The following is a 20,044-nucleotide window of genomic DNA, read 5'->3' on the forward strand; positions in this document are numbered from 1 at the left end:
TGTTTTCATTGGAAGCTTTCGTATAAACTTTTCGAAACTCTTTTGCATATAAATGTGAAAAAAAGAAAGGGAGTGAGAGAGCAAGATGAAAAAAGACAAAAAGGAACATGATGAATTTTTGCCCGTGTTTTCCCAACTAGATCCGCTTCCAGGCAGGTTTTCACAATTTTTCGATCCTGCCTACATTCAATCGCTATTAAAACCGTTTCATGATTTGTTTGATGCCGCAATGTCCCTTCCCTTTTTTCATTTTGACACTCATGAAACCGATCAAGAATGGGTGTTAGAGGGAAAGCTTCCAGGAGTGAAAAAAGAGCAAATACGCATCGAATCGTATGATCATGTATTAACGATTTCCATTCAGCAAGATCAACATATTGAACAAACAAATGATGAAAAACAGATGACGCAAATGTTCAAGTCTCATGGCAAATTTGCGAAATCCTTTTATTTGCCAGCTTACTTAGATGTACAACGTATTAAAGCATCGTTTCAAAATGAAAAGCTGAAAATTGTGATCCCTTCCAAAAAAACAAAAATAAATATTGACTAATATGCTTCTAATCAAAGAGGTTGTCCAAAAAGTCAGGGTAACTGACTTTTGGAGTCCCTCATTTTTCCACTTTTAAAAAAGCAAAAAAAAATCGTCCTTTCTAAATAAAATGTAGTTGGGACCCAACATCACAGAAAGGACGATTTTTTATGAACCAATCAAATGATTACTACGGAAACAGCACTTTCACTAGATGTAAAAGAAGAAAATACTCCTGACAAAGGAAATTAACATTCCCTCCTACTTTCAAACTATATGACAACCGTCAAGTTCAAGTAATTTTCGATATTGAATTGCTCATACCAGAACATCACGTGGCACGTGTCATAGACAAAATGGTGAAGACGATGCAAGATGAGGTATTGTTTTCTCATTAGCTTACACTTCCTGAAATAGCGGCATCCGCCAGCTACTTTCAGATAAAAATCGAAAAATATAAAAGCAAGTGGAGAGAAACGCGTTGTTTCTCTCTGCTTGCTTCCTTTTAGGGACTTATCGGGCAGTCCCATTTTTCCTATTGCATCCTGTAATTGTCTGTTTTGTGATCGGTACTCATCATTCCCCGGGCAATTATGTCATCAGCTGTTGTTCCCGATTGGAAATATTCTTTTTCCAAAAATAGGTTTTTGGTATAAAAAGGATTTTTTCGTATATCCAACAAAGCATAAACAGCCTTGACTTGCGGCGAACGGCATCCCTAGCGCCTTACATCGTTTCAAAGCTCATTATTCAGCATCAAGCTTTAAAAATTTGCGTGACTCCTTTTAAAAGGGAGCTCATTTGATTCATCGTTTGAACAACTTGTCCTGCTGTATCGATCATTTTGTTAAAATCCATCTGTCCGTCCGCTTTTTTAAATGAAGAAAGCAATGAAGGATTTGACCCTTTTGGCATCATCATAGGCAGCGTGCTTGGATAAGGCTGAGGATACGGATTCATAAAAGGCTGATAATATGGAGATTGGAAATAAGGAACAACATGTTGATTCATCATGAAATATTGATCGTAAGAAACAGGTCTTAACCAATCATAAGCATGATCATGATACATTTTGATCCCTCCAATAAAAACTTAACTAATCATAAAATATGTTTTTGCCTTTTAAAGGGTGAGATGTCAAATAGTGTCGGAAGTTTTTATTTTTTTTAAAATTGATAATTACAAAAGAGATGGTAACATATTAATATAAGTGTTAGGGGGGGATGTTTTATGACGGTTCAAACATTGAGGGAAAGATTTAAAATGGAGAAGCAATACGAAGCAGAATGTGCAAATGAATTGCTGGACTTTGCTCGCAGATTGTATCTTTATGAAAACATCAGCATCAAAGACTTTCGAAATATTGTCAAAACGCTAGAACAGCAAGGAGCCGTTACACCTGAATACATCCTTTAAATCAAGCAGAGGCGGGAGAATTTTCTCCGGCCTCTTTTTGCCGCTTACGAATAGTCCCGTTTACGGCAGTTCAATAGCATAGATTGACAAAAAAGAACGGATATTTTTTAGATAGAATCTTTTAACCCCAAGATTTCTTCAAACGAAGTAAGGTTTTGCGTAAATCGAAAGCCCAATAGATTGTGTCTATATATTTCACACATAATAAAGCGGAGAAACTGCTCGCTTCTCCGCTTCCCCTTTTTCATTCATTTTTTTTCCATTTCACGGATCATGCTTCTTAATGTGTATTCAGCAGATTCTTTTATATTTTTAAATCTCACCTTGCTTGTATCTTGAAAAAAAGATTGGATCACAATGTTTTCAATATGCTCTTTTGCCGTATCAATTTGTTGCGAATGCAGGTATCTAGGATGGTACTTATTGATCCATTTTTTCGCAACAATTTCCCATTCATCCAATATTGGCAAAATCTTGTCAACACTCGGTTTAATTTCGGCAAAAAAATCGTATTCCAGTCCTTCCTTCTTGGTTCTCTCGAAGCGTTGAGCACTTTTTTGGATCACTTGAAGCAATTGCTCCGTGATTTTCCGGACTTGTTCTTCATCCAAGGTTCTCACCTCAGATTCATCATAGCAAATTTTTTTTGTTTTACCAAATTTTATACTACCTTTTTTCTCAAGCTCCGCACGAATTTCCTTTCTGCACACATTTTCTCAAATTTATTCATCTTTTCTTCTCCATTTTCTATAAAGTTTGAAACGGCTTGTTTTGTCCGATGAATTTCTTTATCTATATTTTGCGTCAATTGCTGCTCTAAAAGATCAATTTGTTTTTCAATTTCCTGCAATTTTTTTAATGCCTCTTGCTTTTCTATAAACGAACTCATCAGCATCCCTCTTTTCTTATTTTTGCTAAAAAATTCTTCTTCCTAAATATGAGTCCTGCCTGTTTGACAAAACTAGTTGTGATTCGGCAAAAAAAGTGTAAATTCCCTGCATTCAAAAATCCGCTTCATTGTGCGCATGTATTTTTTCAGGTTAGAAAAAATAAACATGGGAGGTGTTATGATGAAAAACGATAAAAAAACCATTCAAAATGATAGTCAAAAAGAAAAAAAGCGAGGAGTTGGAGACAAAAAGCTTGAAGGTCCAAACAGACCCTCTACTTAAAAATGGTCAGGCTCATTGCCTGACCATTATTGTAAGTATTGCTTCATCATGCATAATAAATGTAGCTGGGACTGTTTTTTCTCATACCAGTTAGTTAATTCAATTCGTTTCGGAATCTCTGGATCTTTATAATACTTTCCGAGCCTCTGCCCATGAAACCATTCTCTTTCTTTTTCGTCTATTTCGTGTGAGATTATCGGAAAAGCCGTCCTTAAATATGGGGATTTTCTTTTTGTTGTTTTTTTCATATATTTTTCATAATCATACCGTGATCCTGTATGTATTACACGATTTGAAAATTTTAGAAACTGTCCATGGTAAAGAGGATGAAATAAAAGCCATGCCAGCCTTTTTCCCAATTCAATCCGTTTTTTGACATGGCTGAATTGATGGGTGGAAAATCCGTACAATTTTCCTGTTAACGTCGGAAACAGTATAACGCGAAAATGAAATAGATCTTGAAAAATAAACGGCAAGCTGTGAAAGACAAATTTTTTAAATAATGGATGATCAATAACCGGTTTTTGAATAACATGCTGCTCATTAATAATAAGGGAGGTTAAAAGCCTTTTCTCATCTTTTGTGCGGAAAAAGCGTTCCCACTCCTCCATCATAAAGGCGGATACATGAAAAGCTTCGAGCAAATAAAACATCGGTTTGTTGTGACGCTTGGAATATTCATATAGTAAAAGCTGTGGATAAGCATCAGCAAAAATGAGCCAGTTTGCGGTTTCAACTGATAAAAAGAGCCATTGCCGTTTTTCATAAGGCAAAGCCTGTTTGAGGGGAATACCTTCTAAATCTGTCATAAACCAGCCGGCGTTTCTGGAGACCATGCTTGCCAGCAACGCCCATTTTACTTCCGGATGTTTTTTATAAAACTTTGCATATCGTTCCGTCCGTGAAATATTATCAACATTTCCGTCATCTGTTTTTAATTTTGTTTGTAATATTATATCATGTAGTGACATAGTATTCCCTCTTTCAACTTAAATCATGTATAATGAAGTCATTTCATCGAAAAAAGGTTAACATTTTTTGTTAAGATATAAATAGCCGGAAAAAGGAGGAGATCGCTTGGCTATTCGTTATCCTAACGGAAAGTTGTGGAAAGCTAAACAAAATGTAGCGAATCCAGTCCCAGTTGAAATACAATATTCAAATAGAGGGATGACCCTCGAGGACGACTTAAATGAGACAAATCTTTATTACAGGGAAAATGGAATAGCTGTCATCCATAAAAAACCGACTCCGATCCAAATCGTTTCGGTTGATTATCCGAAACGGAGCGCAGCAGTCATTAAAGAAGCTTATTTTAAACAGGCTTCAACAACCGACTACAACGGAGTTTATAAAGGCAAATATATTGACTTTGAAGCAAAAGAGACAAAAAACAGCTCTTTTCCACTAAAAAATATTCATGATCATCAATTCGAGCATATGAAAGCTGTGCTCGAACAAAACGGAATATGTTTTCTAATTATACGATTCACTAAACTAAATCAAATATACTTCTTAGAGGCTGAAAAATTGATGCATTTTTGGAAAAGACAGAAAAACGGGGGAAGAAAATCGATTTCGCATCAAGAAATTGTAGAATGTGGTCACCATATCCCCCTTGGCTATTGCCCAAGAGTTGATTATATTAGTATAATAGACAAGTTATATTTTTAGCTACTGCCCTTTTCATTCTAAATGAAAGGTTGGATTTATAATGAGTCAACAATATAAATCGAGGGAAGAAAGACGAAAAGCTTTAGCAAGTAAGAAAAAAAAGCCGAAGAAAAAAGGAATCGCAAGAAAAATTGTGTTTTTCATTCTTTTGTTAGGGCTCGTAGGCATCATTGGAGGAACATCGACATTTGCTTATTTTGCAGCAACAGCACCTCCTCTAAATGATGATCTTTTAAAAGGAAATATGTCATCAAAAGTATATGACAAGGACGGAAATGAAATAGGTGAAGTCGGTTCGGAAAAACGGACATATGTGAAAATCGATGAAATTCCGCAAGTTGTAAAAGATGCGTTTATTGCTACGGAAGATGTTCGATTTTATAAACATAACGGAATCGATCCAATTCGTATTGGAGGCGCTGTAATTGCCAACTTTAAAGAAGGATTCGGTTCTGAAGGTGCAAGTACAATTACGCAGCAGCTTGTCAAGCTTTCCTTTTTATCTCTTGACAAAACATTAAAAAGAAAAGCTCAAGAAGCATGGCTTGCCTTGCAAGTGGAGCAAAAATATTCAAAAGATGAAATACTTGAAATGTATTTAAACAGAATTTATTATCCCGGCAACTATTACGGCGTCGCAAGAGCTACGGAAGCTTTCTTCGGGAAGGATCTTAAAGACATCACGCTGTCTGAAGCGGCAATGCTGGCTGGGATGATTAAAAATCCTGATCTATACAACCCTAGAAAAAATCCCGATCTGGCGGAAAAGCGCCGCAATGTTGTCTTAAATTTAATGGTTAAAAACGGATTTATCAGTGAAGAGGAAGCGGCAAAAGCTAAACAAACATCCATCACAGAATCATTAGTTGAACCAAAACAGCAGCAAAACAAATATCATGCCTTTATTGAACATGCGATTGAAGAAGTAAGAAAAAAGCTTGGCGTTGATCCAAGCTCAGCAGGATTAAAAATCTATACAACAATCGATACAGATGCTCAAGAATATGTTGAACAATTATTGAACGGCGATGAAATCAGTTATCCGAGCAAATATTTTCAGGCTGGAATTGCTCTAATCGACACGACAACAGGTGAAATACGCGCTATCGGCGGCGGGAGAAACCAACCGATTGGCGGATTTAACTATGCTGTTGATTTAAAACGGCAGCCTGGTTCAACCATTAAGCCTATTTTAGATTACGGCCCTGCCATTGAGCATTTAAAATGGTCAACGTATCACCAAATCGTTGATGAGCCGTACACGTATTCAAACGGAAAACCAATAAACAACTATGACCGCAGCTATAAAGGGCAGATGTCAATCAGAGAAGCATTGGCTGATTCAAGAAACATCCCAGCATTAAAGGCGTTTCAAGAGGTTGGTGAATCGAGGGCAAAAGCATTTGCCGAGAAATTGGGAATTAAAATCGATAAAATTACAGAAGCATATGCAATCGGCGGATTTGAACACGGCATATCCCCTCTTCAATTGGCGGGGGCTTACAGCGCCTTTGGCAACAACGGTATATACAATGAACCATATTCCGTAACAAAGGTTGTTTTTGTTGATGGAACAAAAGCTGATTTAACACCAGATCCGGTCGAAGCAATGAGCGATTACACAGCATTTATGATCACCGATATGTTAAAAACCGTTGTAGAACGAGGAACCGGTACAAGAGCTCGGGTGCCTGGCTTGAATATTGCCGGCAAAACGGGTTCAACGAACTTTACAGAGCAAGAAAAAGCAAAATATCATCCGGAGCGCGGTGCAGCAAAAGACAATTGGTTTGTCGGCTATACACCAAAATACACAGCTGCTGTTTGGACTGGATATGAGAAAAATGAAGAGAAAATGTATATAACAAAAAGGGAACAACAAATTGCCAGAGACATCTTTAGAAAGCTAATGCGGCATGTATCTGACGGGGATTCATCCGATTTCAAACAGCCGAAAAGCGTGGTGAAAAAGGCAATCGAAAAAGGATCTAATCCGGCGAAGCTTGCAAGCAAATATACGCCAAAAAATATGATTACGTACGAATATTTTGTAAGAGGCGAAGAGCCGACAAAAGTTTCAACGAAATATGAAAAGCTGGACAAACCGTCAGGCCTATCCATCAATTATGATCAAAAAACGAATGCAGTGAAGCTTAGCTGGAATCACAGTGAATCGGACGTTTCATTTGAAGTGAGCGCCTCGATCGATAACGCTGCTTCCAAAGTATTAACGACTACAAAAGACAAATCGTATGTCTTGTCAAATGTGAAACCTGGTTCTGTATATAAATTCAGCGTTACAGCTGTAAGGGACAGCATGCGAAGCGATCCTGCAAGCGCAATGATCGAAATACCTTCTGTGGAGGAAGAGGAGCAAGAAGAATTACCAGATGAATTAACGCCGCCGCCTGAACAGGAACAAAATGAAGGACAAGATGAAGAGGATCAATTGGAGAACGAAAATGACAATGAACAAAATAACGGGCAAAATGAAGAGGAAAATCAAAACGAGAATCCTGAACAGCCGCAGACGCCAAATGACAGTACACAAAACGGCAATCAAGGCGGCGGACCTACTCCTCCTCAAGATCCAGGCAATAACTTCAATCGTTCACAAACGGGTGGAAACGGAAATTCACAAACCGAAACGCCTGCTGTTCAGCAATGAAAATAAGGGACTGTCCGATAAGTTCCTAAATGGAGCCAGTGAAGAAAAACAGCTCGTTTTTCTCCACTGGCTTTTGTTATAAAAAAAATGAGAGGGCTCGAAAAATTCAGTTACCCTGAATTTTTCGAAGCCCCCTTTTGTTTTGCTTTTTTGATCGCCTGATGTTTATAAAACAATTTTTCCGTTTCTGTAAATAGTTCATTTAATTGAATATATGCATGATATTGAGTAGGCTTTTTTAAAATAAACGTTAGACGATCTTCAATATTGACGGGAGCTATATCCAGCTTCTTTATTTCGTCTAATTGCAGTGAATGAACCGGCTTTTCATTGAGCCAATAAAGAAGTTGGATATAGAGGCAGATCCCTGTCATCATGTTTTGTCGATCCATTTTAAACGGTTTTGTTATCGTGCGTTGAATCTCTGTTTGAATTTCCTTCCACTGCTTAAAAAGCTTGGGCAAAAATTGCTCGCTCGCCTCCCACGGTCTCGTATCATCCATTCCAGCCAAATATTGAAGATCATAATAAAAAAAATCAGTTGGATGCAAATATACAGATTCCTCGTCAAAAAATGCAGTATTTTGAAATTGCTCAGGGAGATGAAACATCTTCCTATCGTGCATTTTTTATGCCTTTCCTTTCATTCTTTTTTCCCCTTCTCTGCACAAATAAAGAAGAGGACATTCATGACACTTTGGTGATTGGGCTTTGCAATGATACCTTCCAAAAAAAATAAGCCGATGGTGGGTGATTCCCCATTCGTCCTCAGGAACTTTTTCCATCAATGTTTTTTCCACTTCCAATACAGAATCCTTCCAACGGCAAATTCCGAGCCGCTTCGACACCCGTTCAACGTGTGTATCGACGGCGATGGCAGGTTTTCCAAACGCAACAGATAAAACAACGTTTGCCGTTTTCCTTCCTACTCCAGGAAGGCTCATTAATTCCTCTCTAGTTTCCGGCACTTTTCGGTCAAATTCTTCAATTAACATTTTGCATAATTTTTGAATATTTTTCGCTTTGTTACGGTAAAGGCCGATGGAGCGAATATCTTGTTCTAATTCCTCCAACGGGACAGACAAATAATCATCAGGTGTTTTATATTTTTGAAACAAATTTTTTGTTACTTTATTGACTAACGCATCCGTGCATTGAGCAGACAAAACGACAGCAATGACCAGTTCAAAAGGATTGCTGTGCACAAGCTCGCAATGAGCATCAGGAAACATTTTCCCGATAACCTCTAAGCATTCTTTTACTTTCTTTTTTGATAGCATGTACCATCACCTTTCAATCAGCTTGAACGAGGAAAAAAATTTTAGTTTTCCAGCCAGTTGTAGAAAGGCACCTTCCTTTTATATTCTTGCTCCCCTTGAGTAGACTGCTTTTGTTTTTGATTGAATTCATGAAATTTTTGTGAATGCTTTTTAGCTTGTTCAATTGTTTTGATTCCATTCTTCTTCCATTCAAATAAAATCCGATCAATATATCGAAAATTTAATTTTCCGGAGATCACCGCTTCCCTTAATGCAGAAATGATAATATCGGGATCATGATGATCTTGGTCGATCCAAAAAGCTAACGTTTCGCACTCAATCGGGGAAAGAGGTCGTCCAAATTCTTGTTCAAAGATGGTGTATAATTGATTTTCCTTTTCTACTTTTTCTTGATCTTGGTCCATGACGACTACATCATACAACTTTTCCCATAGCTGTTTTAAAGAATATTTCTCATAAATCATCCCGTTTTGCTCAAATTCCTCTATCGTTAAAAAACCTCTCTGAACTAAACTCCGAAGCAATTTGACACATTCCGCCGTTGTGATTGTCATATGGTCGGAAAGTTCTGTAGGAGTTGGAAAAGCATTTCCTTTTTGAATGTGGGAATGTACGTGCAAAAGGAGAACAAATTCTTTTTCTGACAAACCTAAATCAGCATAATTCCGCAGCAGTATATTGGGAACGGTCAGTGATCCATCTTCCACTAATTCGGTGAACTGTTTTTTCTTCATATTTCGACACCTCAAAATAAGTATACCATGATTGCGGCCATTCATGGCTTCAGAATGCATGGTTGAAAAACGAAACCTCCTGAAGATAGGAGGCTTCATGCAGTTTACGGATATAAACGATTTAATAAACGCGGAAATGGAATCGTTTCACGAACATGTTCGATACCGCATATCCAAGCAACAGTTCGTTCAAGTCCAAGGCCGAAGCCGGAATGAGGTACGGATCCGTATTGCCGCAGCTCAAGATACCATTTATACGCTGCTTCGTCCAGATGATGCTCTTCAAGACGTTTTTTTAATAAATGATAATCATGGATGCGTTCAGATCCGCCGATGATTTCTCCGTACCCTTCAGGAGCGATTAAATCCGCGCACAGAACAACCTCTGGTCGATTTGGATCAGGCTGCATATAAAAAGGTTTTAAGCTTGTCGGATAATGTGTAATGAAAACTGGTTTATCAAAGCTTTCCGCGATCGCTGTTTCATGCGGCGAACCAAAATCGTCCCCCCATGCGATGTCGTTGAATCCTTTCTTATGCAGCAGCGCGATAGCGTCGTCGTATGTTATTTTCGAAAACGGAGGAACAACCTGCTCCAGCTTGGAAATGTCACGTTCTAATGTTTTCAATTCAAGTGAACAATTTTTTAATACCGATTGCACAATATGGGAAACGTACTGCTCCTGCAGCTGCAAGTTGTCTTCAAATTGATAAAACGCCATTTCCGGTTCAATCATCCAAAATTCAATTAAATGACGGCGCGTTTTCGATTTTTCAGCCCGGAATGTCGGCCCGAATGAAAATACTTTGCCTAAGGCCATAGCAGCTGCTTCCATATACAGCTGACCACTCTGCGAAAGGTAAGCATCTTCATCAAAATATTTCGTATGAAACAATTCCGTCGTTCCTTCAGGCGCACTTCCGGTCAAAATAGGGGGATCCACTTTGACAAACCCTTGATCATTAAAAAATTCATAAGTGGCACGGATGAGTTCGTTGCGCACTTTCATAATGGCGTGCTGGCGCTTTGATCGAAGCCAAAGGTGGCGATTGTCCATTAAAAATTCAGTACCGTGTTCTTTCGGCGTAATCGGATAATCGCTTGCTTCATGAATAATTTCTATATTTTCAACGCCAAGCTCATATCCAAAAGGTGAACGTTCATCCACTCTCACAACTCCTGTGACATACAAAGAGCTTTCTTGTGTGAGTTGTTTTGCTTTTTTAAATATTTCTTCATCCACCTTCGATTTTTCAACAACCCCTTGAATAAAGCCTGTTCCATCCCGAAGCTGCAAAAAAGCAATTTTTCCGCTTGATCGCTTATTCGCCAACCAGCAGCCGATTGTTACTTGTTCTCCGACATGGTTTTTAACATTTGAAATTGTTGTTTTCACAGCTTTACCCTCCATATGAAACCGCCTTTTTATTCGATGCTTTCTATTATACATATGTTATTCCTTTTTTTTCAATAAAGGAAACCAGCGAAAAAGCCGGCTGAACCACCGGCTATTGACAATCTTTACTGTTTATGATTGTTGACAAAGCGATCAATACGTTCAATCGCTTTATTTAAAAGTTCTAGCGATGTCGCATACGATAATCTTACATTATCTGGAGCACCGAAGCCGCTTCCTGGTACTAGCGCTACCTTTTCCTCTTCCAAGAGCGCCTCGACAAATTCGTCAACATTACGAAAACCTGTTATCTCTGCTGCTTCTTTTGCATTTGGAAATAAATAAAATGCTCCTTGTGGTTTAATGCACGAGAAACCAGGTATTTGCACAAGTTTTTCGTAAATGATATTTAAACGGTCTTCAAAAGCTCTTCTCATTATTTCGACCGGTTCTTGAGGTCCCTCATACGCCGCGATCGCAGCATATTGAGCAATTGAAGTCGGATTTGAAGTGCTGTGGCTCGCTAGGTTCGTCATAGCTTGAATAATGCGCTCATTGCCCGCCGCATAACCAATTCTCCATCCTGTCATTGAATGGGATTTCGATACACCATTAATAATAATTGTTTTTTCTTTTACTTCAGGAGAAATTTCAGCGATGGACACATGTTCATTTTCTCCGTATACTAATTTTTCATAAATTTCATCGGAAACGATAATAAGATCATGGCTAAGGCAAACCTCCGCCAATTCTTTCAACTCATCCCGCGTATAGATCATGCCGGTCGGGTTGCTCGGAGAATTGATAATAACCGCTTTTGTTTTGTTTGTGATCGCTTGCTGCAGCTGATCAGGCGTAATTTTAAATTGATTTTCTTCCCTTCCCTCTACAAATACTGGAGCTCCGCCTGCAAGCTTCACTTGTTCCGGATAGCTTACCCAGTATGGAGAAGGAATGATCACTTCATCACCATCGTCAAGAATAGCTTGGAACAATGTATATAAAGCGTGTTTAGCGCCTGTTGAAACAATAATTTCAGACGGTTTATATTCTAAATGCTGGTCTTTTTTAAATTTTTCTATAATTGCCTCTTTCAATGATATAAGTCCTCCAGAAGGCGTATACTTCGTATGTCCTTCTTTCATCGCTTTTTCTGCAGCGTCTAAAATATGATCAGGAGTGTTAAAATCCGGCTCACCTGCCCCAAGGCCAATCACATCATGCCCGGCTGCTTTCAATTCTTTTGCTTTTGCAGTGATCGCCAGTGTAGATGAAGGTGTTAAAGTTGATACGCGTTTAGATAAATTCACTTTTACAATGCTCCCTTCTTATTGCTTAATGCTGTACATTTTATAAACTCTGTCATCCGTAAAGCTAACAATAAAATATGTATAACGGTTTTGTTGGTCAATATATTGGACCTCCCAAACCGGTATATCCCATTTTTTCGAATCTGTATCATCATACCCAAGCATGATTTTCTTTATTTTCTTCGGCTTGCTGTTGTCAATGTTTTGAATCAATTGAAGTACGTCGTCTTTGCTCAAGCCTTCCTTCGCTTTTTTAATTAAAATTTTATCCGTGTTCCCCTTTTTCATCCAGCCGATAATTTTTTCGCCTTTTTTATTTTTCCCTTGAATGATATAGTAAACATTTCGATTATAAAATGTGTTGACTTCATCGATCGATGCAAAGCCATGCTCCTTCGCAGCTTGTATAGCTGTTTCGTGTCCTTTTGTTTTATCTTCTTTTGCACTATTATAAAGAAAAGCAAACGTCACCACTAAAAAGATAAGAGCGCATATAAAAGAAATAAAAATTTTTCCTTTCATTATGATCACCGATTATGTTCTATAAATAGTAAAAACCGCTTTATTTGGATCTTTGCTGTCAAGGGCTAATCCGAATAATAAATGTTCTCTTTTTAATGTCCGATTTAGCAAATCAACTATTTTATACAAATCGTCGGAATGCTCAACCGTAACGGAAGATATAATTTCGATTTTGCTTTCCATGTCAGCTTCCTCCTTTACAAAAACAAAATTTGTAATTCATACTTACAAAGCATCCAGGAAACAATACAGATACAACAGCAATATGTTGTTATCTGTACCCATTATAACAGCTTTACGGCTCACACTAAATAAAATTTCTCCTAGTCCACACCTAATTTTTTGAGGAGCCATCGCTGCTCCTCTTTTTTCTATATGTATAGAAAAGTTATGGCCAATTACGTCCGCAATAGAAAATAGGTCAAGCCCTATCGAAAGCTTAAGAGCCTGACCCTTGTTTATCACATAATCGTGTTCGCCGGTTCCTCTTTAATTAACTCGATGATTTCATTGTTTTCATTCATGATGGCTATCGTTGGACGGTGGTTTTTTAATTGATCTTCATGCACAAGCTTATAGGAAATGATAATGACCACATCACCGACCTGAACAAGCCGGGCAGCCGCACCGTTTAAACAAATGACACCGCTTCCTCTTTTTCCAGGAATCACATACGTTTCAAAGCGTTCGCCATTATTATTATTCACGATTTGCACTTTTTCATTCGGGACAATCCCAACGGCATCTAAAATATCCTGGTCGATCGTAACGGAACCTACATAGTTCAAATTTGCTTCCGTCACCCTTGCACGATGAATTTTTCCGTTCATCATCATACGGAACATGTATGAACCCCCCCCTTTAGGTCAAATCGATAATAATATTATCGATCAGCCTAGCATGCTTAAATTTTACAGCAATCGCAACGATAATTTTTCCCGTAAGTGCGTTTGGTTTTTTCAAGTCAGGATAAGTCAAAATATCTATATAATCAATTTCTCCGCTCGTCTTTTCCGTTATATACGCTCTCATTTTTTCGATGATGGCTTCTTGATCATGCACTTTGTTCTCAACCATTTCTTTTGCCATTAATAACGATTGATATAAATGAACGGCTTCTTTTCGTTCCTGTTCGTCTAATCGTACGTTTCGAGAGCTTTTGGCCAATCCGTCCTCTTCACGAACCGTTTCCACCGGAACAATTTCAATTGGGAAATTAAGATCTTTTATAAGTGCTGCAACAACGGCAACTTGCTGGGCATCCTTCAAGCCGAAATAGGCTCTGTCTGGAGTTATGATGTGAAACAGCTTTGTTAAAACCGTTGCCACTCCGTCAAAATGTCCCGGTCTTGATTTTCCGCACAAAACGTCAACGCGCTTCGTCACTTTTACTGTGACGGCAGGTTCTTCCGGATACATTTCTTCTTTTGTCGGCGCGAAAAAAAGGTCAACCCCTTTTTGTCTTGCCAGCTCTTCGTCGCGTTTGATATCGCGAGGGTATGTTTGATAGTCTTCATTCGGTCCAAATTGAAGCGGATTCACAAAAACGCTCATCACCGTTACGTCGTTTTCCTGTTTGGCCCGTTCAACCAATGATAAATGACCTTCATGCAAATATCCCATCGTTGGCACAAACCCTATCGTTTTTCCTTCTTTTTTCTTGAGATCGATTTCTTTTTTTATTTCCTCTATCGTAGTGACGATTTTCATTTTCCTTTTCCTCCATATAAGCTTGCAAGTTCCTCTTCATTCATGCGGAACGAATGATCCAACGATGGAAAGTCCCGATTTTTCACTTCATCTTTATAAGCTTCAATCGCTTTTACAATGCTTTCATTTACATTTGCATATTGTTTAACAAACTTCGGCACTCTTTCCACTCCAAATCCAATCAAATCATGAAACACTAACACTTGTCCATCTGTATATTTTCCTGCGCCGATGCCGATGGTTGGAATGGACAGCTCTTTTGTTATTTTTTCCGCCAGCTGAAACGGGATGCATTCCAATACAATGGCAATCGCGCCAGCCTGTTCGCATTTTTTCGCATCTAGCAGCAGCTTTTCTGCACTTTTCGCTTCTTTTCCTTGTACTTTATATCCGCCTAATACACCTACTGACTGAGGAGTCAGTCCGAGGTGGGCAACAACAGGAATGCCGGCATTTGTTAACAGAGATATGACGTCAAAAACAGGCCCTTCCACCTTTAAGGCATCTGCCCCGCTTTGCTGCACCATTTTCTTTGCATTTTGCAGCGTGTCTTCTGTCGAAATATGATACGACATAAAGGGCATATCCGTCACAACAAATGTATTTTTTGCTCCGCGTTTTACAGCCTTCGTGTGGTGAATCATATCTTCCACCGTTACAGTTACGGTTGAATCATACCCTAAAACGACCATTCCAAGCGAATCGCCGACAAGGATCATATCAACATTTGCCTGTTCAGCAAGCTTAGCGGACGGATAATCGTACGCCGTCATCATCACGATTGGCTCTTGCTTTTGTTTCATTTGAATAAAATCCAGCTTTGTTTTCATAAAAACTCCCCCTCTTTTTAGTTGCAGAGGGTAAGAACGAACCGATCAAAAAAACCTTCTTTCACTGAGAAAGAAGGATTTTTACCATTTCCTTATTATCGGCTTCTTCATCCCTCTGTCCCAGTCCTTTTGGATCAAGGCAGAATCAATCTTTTAATAATGACAACATGAAACTTTTTTGGTGCAGTTCCAAACAGGATACTGCCCTTTCGTTAAGTATAACAAAATTTCATTGTAAAATATATTTATTTGATATCAATATCTGCTGAATACACTTTTTCTATTTTTCCTTCAGAAGTTTCAATGAGAAGCGCCCCTTCTTCATTAATGCCAAGAGCCTTGCCGACAACTGTTCCGGATAATGTCCGGGCATGGATCGTTTTGTTTAAACTAATGGAATAGCTTTCCCATAAAAGCTTAATCGGTTTAAATCCATGCTCTAAATATGTAGTATACCATTTTTCAAAACGTTCGAGAAACTTTTGAATGATAAGGGCGCGATGAATTTTCTCTCCCTTTTCAATCGCTATGGAGGTGGCGGTATTGCGAATCGCTTCAGGAAATTCATCAATTTGCTGATTTACATTAATACCGATGCCGATGATCACCGAATGCACTTGATCAGCTTCCGCCTCAAGCTCTGTTAAAATTCCGACTGCTTTTTTTCCATTAATCAAAATGTCATTGGGCCATTTAATGGTCGGAGAAAGCCCTGTTGCCTCTTCAATCCCTTCTACGAGAGCAACGGCTGTCAATAAAGTAAGCTGAGGAGTTTTCTGTAAAGGTATGTTCGGCCGCAAAATGATGCTCATCCAAATCCCTGTACCTTTTGGCGAATACCATACTCTAGCCATTCTCCCTCTTCCGCCTGTCTGTTCATCCGCAACTACGAGCGTTCCCTCCTCAACACCTTTCTGCGACAATTCATGGGCAATTTTTTGAGTAGAATCAACCGTATCGTAATATACAATGTTTTGTCCTATAAAATCCGTTTGCAGACCTAATTGTATTTCGTTGGCTGTAATTTTTTCCGGCGTCTTGACTATTCTGTACCCCTTTCTTCGCACCGCCTCGAGGACAAATCCTTCCTTCCTCAATTCCTCAATATGCTTCCATACTGCCGTTCTTGAACAACCGAGCAATTCGCTGATTTTTTGGCCTGAAACATAACCTCCATCAGCTTCAGAAAAAGCTGCTAACAGCTTTCGCCTAATTTCTGATTGCAATTTTTTAACCACTCCTTTATTTCGCCGCTATTATTTTCAATCAATCCATTGACAACCTGTTGTTCAACCAGCGTTAAATATTCCTCCACCCATTTGCCCGGCTTTTTCGGCACGATGTTTAAAATGTCATTCCCCGTTACGGCCAATTCTTTTCTAGAATGGATTGGAAGCTGTTCGTAAGACTTTTGCAGTTTCTGAATGGCTTCTTCGTTTTTTTCTTTTTGCAGCACCTGCCTTATTCTTTCCAGCTGAAGAGCATCCTCAAGCCCTGTCTTATATAAAAGAAAGGCTGTCCAGTCTTTCTCGAAGAGACAATTGAGCAACTCAAGATGTCTGCATACTTTTTTGATCACCCTTCTAGGAAGCTTCCAATTCCGCATAAATGATTCACCATCATCCGTTTCTAAAACGAATAACAAAACAGTCCAGTATTCTTCCCGCTCACACAAATTATGCATTGGATAGCTGAGCAGCTTGTGCAACTGTTCTTTCTTTTGTTTTAATCCAGGCATATGTTGATAAACATTCGTAAGAGTTAATAGTTGTATCGCATCATTTGCGGAAGCTCCAGCCAGAAGCTTTTCAAATTCAGCAGTTATTCGCTCGATCGATATGTTCTGAAGAAGCTTATGCCAAACGGTTATGGCTTGCAAAGTTTTTTCTTCAAGCCGAAAGGACAATTGGCTGACAAATCTTAAAGCGCGCAGCATTCTTAACGCATCTTCGGAAAAGCGTTCATACGGATCTCCCACTGTACGAATCATGCGGTTTTCTAAATCTTCCATGCCATTGACATAATCTAAAATGCGCCCGTTTTTGTCCATCGCCAAAGCATTAATTGTAAAATCGCGCCGCTTTAAATCTTCTTGCAGCGAGCTGACAAAACGGACATATTTAGGTCTTCGATACTCTTCGTATTCCCCTTCCGTCCGAAAAGTCGTCACTTCATACGGCTTTCCATTATGAAGAACGATGACTGTACCATGCTGCACCCCAACATCAATTGTTTTCGGAAAAATTTTTTGAATCTCATCAGGCTTTGCTGATGTGGCAATGTCGATATCCCCGATCTTCCGATTCAGCAATAAATCACGAACAGAACCGCCGACAAAATACGCTTCATGGCCATGCTCATTTAATTGTTCTATAATCGGTATTGCCTCCACAAATTCTGCTTTCATGTTGGAACTCCTTCAGATAGTAATTCAAAATAAATTTGCTCATATGTTGACACAATTTTTTCAGAATGAAATTTTTCTCTGACAAGCAGTATCGCATTTTCTGACATTTTTTGATGAAGTGTTTGATCTTCCAATAAGCGAATCGATTTTTCGGCGGTATCCTCAATATCGCCAAGCTCAACAATATAGCCTGTTTTATGATCTTCAATTACTTCCGGTATGCCGCCGATCCTCGTTCCAATACAGGGAACTCCGCAAGCCATCGCTTCCAATAAAACTAATCCAAAGCTTTCTTTTTCTGACAGCAGCAATTTTAAATCACTGATGGAATACAATTGATCTAAGTTTTCTTGCTTCCCCAAAAACAGCACATGATCTTCCAATTGCAGCTGTTTCACTAATTTCATGACAATCGACACTTCCGGTCCGTCGCCGACCAGCAACAGCTTCGATGGGACTTCCTGTCGGATGAGGGCAAATGCTTTGACGACATCAGGAACTCGCTTCACTTGCCGAAAATTTGATACGTGTATAAGCACTTTTTCATCATCTTGAATCCCGTACTCTCTTTTTAATGAAGGCAAATGTTTTTTATGATAAATTCGTTCATCAATAAAATTGTAAACCGTTTCAATTTCTTTTTTAGGCTCCAATAAATCATATGTTTGTTCAACGAGCGCCTTTGATACGGCTGTAACGCGGTCCGAAGCTTCAATCCCAAATTTGATCGCTATGGAGAGCGTCGGATCATATCCTAGCACAGTAATATCAGTACCATGAAGAGTTGTGACGATTTTTATTTTTCCCCCAACCATTTGTTTAGCCAAAAAAGCGCAAATCGCATGAGGCACAGCATAATGAACGTGCAAAATATCTAAATTTTCCCTCTCAATGACTTCGGCAATTTTGCTGGATAAAGCGAGATCATATGGAGGATATTTAAAAACAGAGTATTGATTTACTTCCACTTCATGAAAATAAATGTTGTGATAAACCTTATTCAGCCTGAATGGCATGCTGGAGGAAATAAAGTGAATTTCATGCCCTCTTTCTGCAAGCAATTTTCCAAGCTCTGTCGCCACCACGCCTGATCCTCCAACAGACGGGTAGCAAGTAATGCCAATTTTCAATTTTTTCATTCATTATCACCAGGAAAGGATATTTTCAAAACTATGATTTCTGCTCAATTTTTCTCGTGGATGATGTTTCTCCATGTAAAATCTCCCCGTTCAAGCCCCTTTACTAATATTTCCGCAGTGCCCATATTGGTTGCCAGGGGGATTGCATACACATCGCATAGGCGGATAAGGGCAGAAACGTCCGGTTCATGAGGCTGGGCAGTCAGCGGGTCGCGAAAAAAGAAGACGGCATCCATTTCGTTTTTCGCGACTAATGCACCAATTTCTTGGTCGCCTCCAAGCGGACCGGATTGGAAGCGGTGAATTTTCAGTCCAGTTGCTTCCTGTATTCTTAAGCCTGTTGTGCCTGTTGCAAATAAATCATGCTTTTCTAATATATGTTTATAAGCAATAGTAAATTGAACCATATCGTCCTTTTTCTTATCGTGAGCAATGAGTGCAATCTTCATATATTTCCCCCTCATTCAATAATGTTTTCCAACCCGTAAACGAGCGTATCGATCTTCATCACGGTTTCAACGGAAAGCTTTACTCCTGACATAAAAGACGCACGATTATAGGAATCATGGCGAATTTTCAGCGTTTGACCGTCACCGCCAAACAAAACCTCTTGATGAGCCACTAACCCTGGAAGACGAACGCTGTGGATATGAATGCCATTCCATTCGCCGCCTCTTGCTCCTTTGATCGTTTCCTTTTCCTCCGGATGTCCTTGCTTTTTATTTCCGCGAACTTCATAAATCATTTCAGCCGTTTTGATTCCAGTTCCAGAAGGTGCATCAAGCTTTTTATCATGATGCATTTCGATGATTTCAACATCAGGGAAGTATCTGGCCGCCATTTTTGCAAATTTCATCATCAGTACAGCTCCAATCGCAAAATTTGGCGCGATAATTGCCCCGATTCCTTTTTCTTCCGCTAATTTTCTCAATTCCTGCAAGTCTTCTTCCTGAAAGCCGGTAGTTCCTACTACAGGGCGGACACCGTGCTCCAGCGCAAGCTTTGTATGTATTTTTCCAACCTCTGGTGTTGTCAAATCAATCAACACGTCTGGCGATGTTTCTGCAAAGCATTGCTCAGGGTTTGTATAGGTGCGGACTTGATCTTGAAACCATTCGCCATCATTTATTTTGTCTAGTACAGCTGAAAGTGTAAAATGCTCTGTTTCATTTACCAGTTTTACTGCCTCTTGCCCCATGCGTCCTCTTGGGCCGGCAATGACGATCTTAATTTGTTCCATTATTCCATCACCT

23 protein-coding genes are annotated in these 20,044 nt (G+C 39.1%); 4 read left to right on the forward strand and 19 right to left on the reverse strand.

What is annotated here, in order from left to right:
- Positions 1–85: 85 nt before the first annotated feature.
- Positions 86–553, forward strand: a complete 468-nt coding sequence (locus NSU19_RS12020) for an Hsp20 family protein (RefSeq protein ID WP_066251868.1) — start codon at positions 86–88, stop codon at positions 551–553.
- A gap of 735 nt (positions 554–1,288) precedes the next feature.
- Here NSU19_RS12020 and NSU19_RS12025 read toward each other — a convergent pair.
- Entirely contained in the window at positions 1,289–1,603 is a 315-nt protein-coding gene (locus NSU19_RS12025) for a YppG family protein (RefSeq protein ID WP_094246113.1), read from the reverse strand.
- Positions 1,604–1,762: 159 nt separating this feature from the next.
- Between NSU19_RS12025 and yppF the strand changes: the two genes are divergently transcribed.
- A complete protein-coding gene (gene yppF, locus NSU19_RS12030) occupies positions 1,763–1,948 on the forward strand; it encodes a YppF family protein (RefSeq protein WP_063388541.1) in 186 nt (61 codons plus the stop codon).
- 248 nt (positions 1,949–2,196) lie between these two features.
- On the opposite strand, the gene NSU19_RS12035 is transcribed toward yppF, so the two are convergent.
- The 3 genes from NSU19_RS12035 to NSU19_RS12045 all read right to left on the reverse strand — a co-directional run bounded on the left by NSU19_RS12035 (position 2,197) and on the right by NSU19_RS12045 (position 4,091).
- The gene (locus tag NSU19_RS12035; protein WP_066251871.1) at positions 2,197–2,559 is read right to left on the reverse strand and encodes a YppE family protein; all 363 of its coding nucleotides are present in this window, start codon (positions 2,557–2,559) and stop codon (positions 2,197–2,199) included.
- 50 nt (positions 2,560–2,609) lie between these two features.
- Positions 2,610–2,837, reverse strand: a complete 228-nt coding sequence (locus NSU19_RS12040) for a hypothetical protein (protein ID WP_066251875.1) — start codon at positions 2,835–2,837, stop codon at positions 2,610–2,612.
- Between the two features lie 309 nt (positions 2,838–3,146).
- Complete coding sequence (locus NSU19_RS12045) at positions 3,147–4,091, reverse strand: DUF2515 family protein (RefSeq protein WP_339196690.1); 945 nt, start codon at positions 4,089–4,091, stop codon at positions 3,147–3,149.
- Positions 4,092–4,197: 106 nt separating this feature from the next.
- Here NSU19_RS12045 and recU point away from each other — a divergent pair, with 106 nt between their 5' ends.
- Positions 4,198–4,794 (forward strand): Holliday junction resolvase RecU, encoded by a 597-nt coding sequence (gene recU / locus NSU19_RS12050; protein WP_327863925.1) that lies wholly within the window; start codon positions 4,198–4,200, stop codon positions 4,792–4,794.
- A 40-nt stretch (positions 4,795–4,834) separates the two neighbouring features.
- Positions 4,835–7,462 carry a PBP1A family penicillin-binding protein gene (locus tag NSU19_RS12055; RefSeq protein WP_339196694.1) on the forward strand — a complete coding sequence of 876 codons (2,628 nt, stop codon included), beginning with the start codon at positions 4,835–4,837 and terminating at the stop codon, positions 7,460–7,462.
- Positions 7,463–7,572: 110 nt separating this feature from the next.
- On the opposite strand, the gene NSU19_RS12060 is transcribed toward NSU19_RS12055, so the two are convergent.
- From NSU19_RS12060 to dapB, 15 genes are all read right to left on the reverse strand, one after another.
- Positions 7,573–8,088 carry a YpoC family protein gene (locus NSU19_RS12060; protein WP_339196696.1) on the reverse strand — a complete coding sequence of 172 codons (516 nt, stop codon included), beginning with the start codon at positions 8,086–8,088 and terminating at the stop codon, positions 7,573–7,575.
- Positions 8,089–8,091: 3 nt separating this feature from the next.
- A complete protein-coding gene (nth, locus tag NSU19_RS12065) occupies positions 8,092–8,742 on the reverse strand; it encodes an endonuclease III (RefSeq protein ID WP_063388548.1) in 651 nt (216 codons plus the stop codon).
- A gap of 41 nt (positions 8,743–8,783) precedes the next feature.
- Positions 8,784–9,476 (reverse strand): DnaD domain-containing protein, encoded by a 693-nt coding sequence (locus NSU19_RS12070; RefSeq protein WP_063388653.1) that lies wholly within the window; start codon positions 9,474–9,476, stop codon positions 8,784–8,786.
- A 104-nt stretch (positions 9,477–9,580) separates the two neighbouring features.
- Positions 9,581–10,873 (reverse strand): asparagine--tRNA ligase, encoded by a 1,293-nt coding sequence (gene asnS, locus NSU19_RS12075; protein ID WP_066251988.1) that lies wholly within the window; start codon positions 10,871–10,873, stop codon positions 9,581–9,583.
- 125 nt (positions 10,874–10,998) lie between these two features.
- Positions 10,999–12,183: a pyridoxal phosphate-dependent aminotransferase gene (locus tag NSU19_RS12080; protein ID WP_066251883.1), complete on the reverse strand. Its 1,185-nt coding sequence runs from the start codon at positions 12,181–12,183 to the stop codon at positions 10,999–11,001.
- An 18-nt stretch (positions 12,184–12,201) separates the two neighbouring features.
- Positions 12,202–12,705 carry a DUF5590 domain-containing protein gene (locus NSU19_RS12085; RefSeq protein WP_063388550.1) on the reverse strand — a complete coding sequence of 168 codons (504 nt, stop codon included), beginning with the start codon at positions 12,703–12,705 and terminating at the stop codon, positions 12,202–12,204.
- Positions 12,706–12,717: 12 nt separating this feature from the next.
- Positions 12,718–12,888, reverse strand: coding sequence for a YpmA family protein (locus NSU19_RS12090; RefSeq protein WP_065095534.1), 171 nt, complete (start codon positions 12,886–12,888; stop codon positions 12,718–12,720).
- Positions 12,889–13,166: 278 nt separating this feature from the next.
- Complete coding sequence (panD, locus tag NSU19_RS12095) at positions 13,167–13,550, reverse strand: aspartate 1-decarboxylase (RefSeq protein WP_063388552.1); 384 nt, start codon at positions 13,548–13,550, stop codon at positions 13,167–13,169.
- A 16-nt stretch (positions 13,551–13,566) separates the two neighbouring features.
- Positions 13,567–14,415: a pantoate--beta-alanine ligase gene (gene panC, locus NSU19_RS12100; RefSeq protein ID WP_066251888.1), complete on the reverse strand. Its 849-nt coding sequence runs from the start codon at positions 14,413–14,415 to the stop codon at positions 13,567–13,569.
- Positions 14,412–15,245, reverse strand: a complete 834-nt coding sequence (panB, locus tag NSU19_RS12105; protein ID WP_339196700.1) for a 3-methyl-2-oxobutanoate hydroxymethyltransferase — start codon at positions 15,243–15,245, stop codon at positions 14,412–14,414. Before panB ends, panC begins: the two co-directional genes overlap by 4 nt.
- 245 nt (positions 15,246–15,490) lie before the next feature.
- A complete protein-coding gene (locus NSU19_RS12110) occupies positions 15,491–16,471 on the reverse strand; it encodes a biotin--[acetyl-CoA-carboxylase] ligase (protein WP_117016804.1) in 981 nt (326 codons plus the stop codon).
- Positions 16,441–17,652 (reverse strand): CCA tRNA nucleotidyltransferase, encoded by a 1,212-nt coding sequence (locus NSU19_RS12115; RefSeq protein WP_066251893.1) that lies wholly within the window; start codon positions 17,650–17,652, stop codon positions 16,441–16,443. Before NSU19_RS12115 ends, NSU19_RS12110 begins: the two co-directional genes overlap by 31 nt.
- Complete coding sequence (gene bshA, locus NSU19_RS12120) at positions 17,649–18,791, reverse strand: N-acetyl-alpha-D-glucosaminyl L-malate synthase BshA (protein ID WP_063388557.1); 1,143 nt, start codon at positions 18,789–18,791, stop codon at positions 17,649–17,651. Before bshA ends, NSU19_RS12115 begins: the two co-directional genes overlap by 4 nt.
- A gap of 44 nt (positions 18,792–18,835) precedes the next feature.
- Positions 18,836–19,240, reverse strand: coding sequence for a methylglyoxal synthase (gene mgsA, locus NSU19_RS12125; protein WP_063388558.1), 405 nt, complete (start codon positions 19,238–19,240; stop codon positions 18,836–18,838).
- 11 nt (positions 19,241–19,251) lie between these two features.
- Positions 19,252–20,031, reverse strand: coding sequence for a 4-hydroxy-tetrahydrodipicolinate reductase (gene dapB / locus NSU19_RS12130; RefSeq protein ID WP_063388559.1), 780 nt, complete (start codon positions 20,029–20,031; stop codon positions 19,252–19,254).
- Positions 20,032–20,044 lie beyond the last annotated feature (13 nt).

The organism is Aeribacillus sp. FSL k6-2211 (assembly GCF_037966125.1).
Lineage (GTDB): Bacteria > Bacillota > Bacilli > Bacillales > Aeribacillaceae > Aeribacillus > Aeribacillus composti.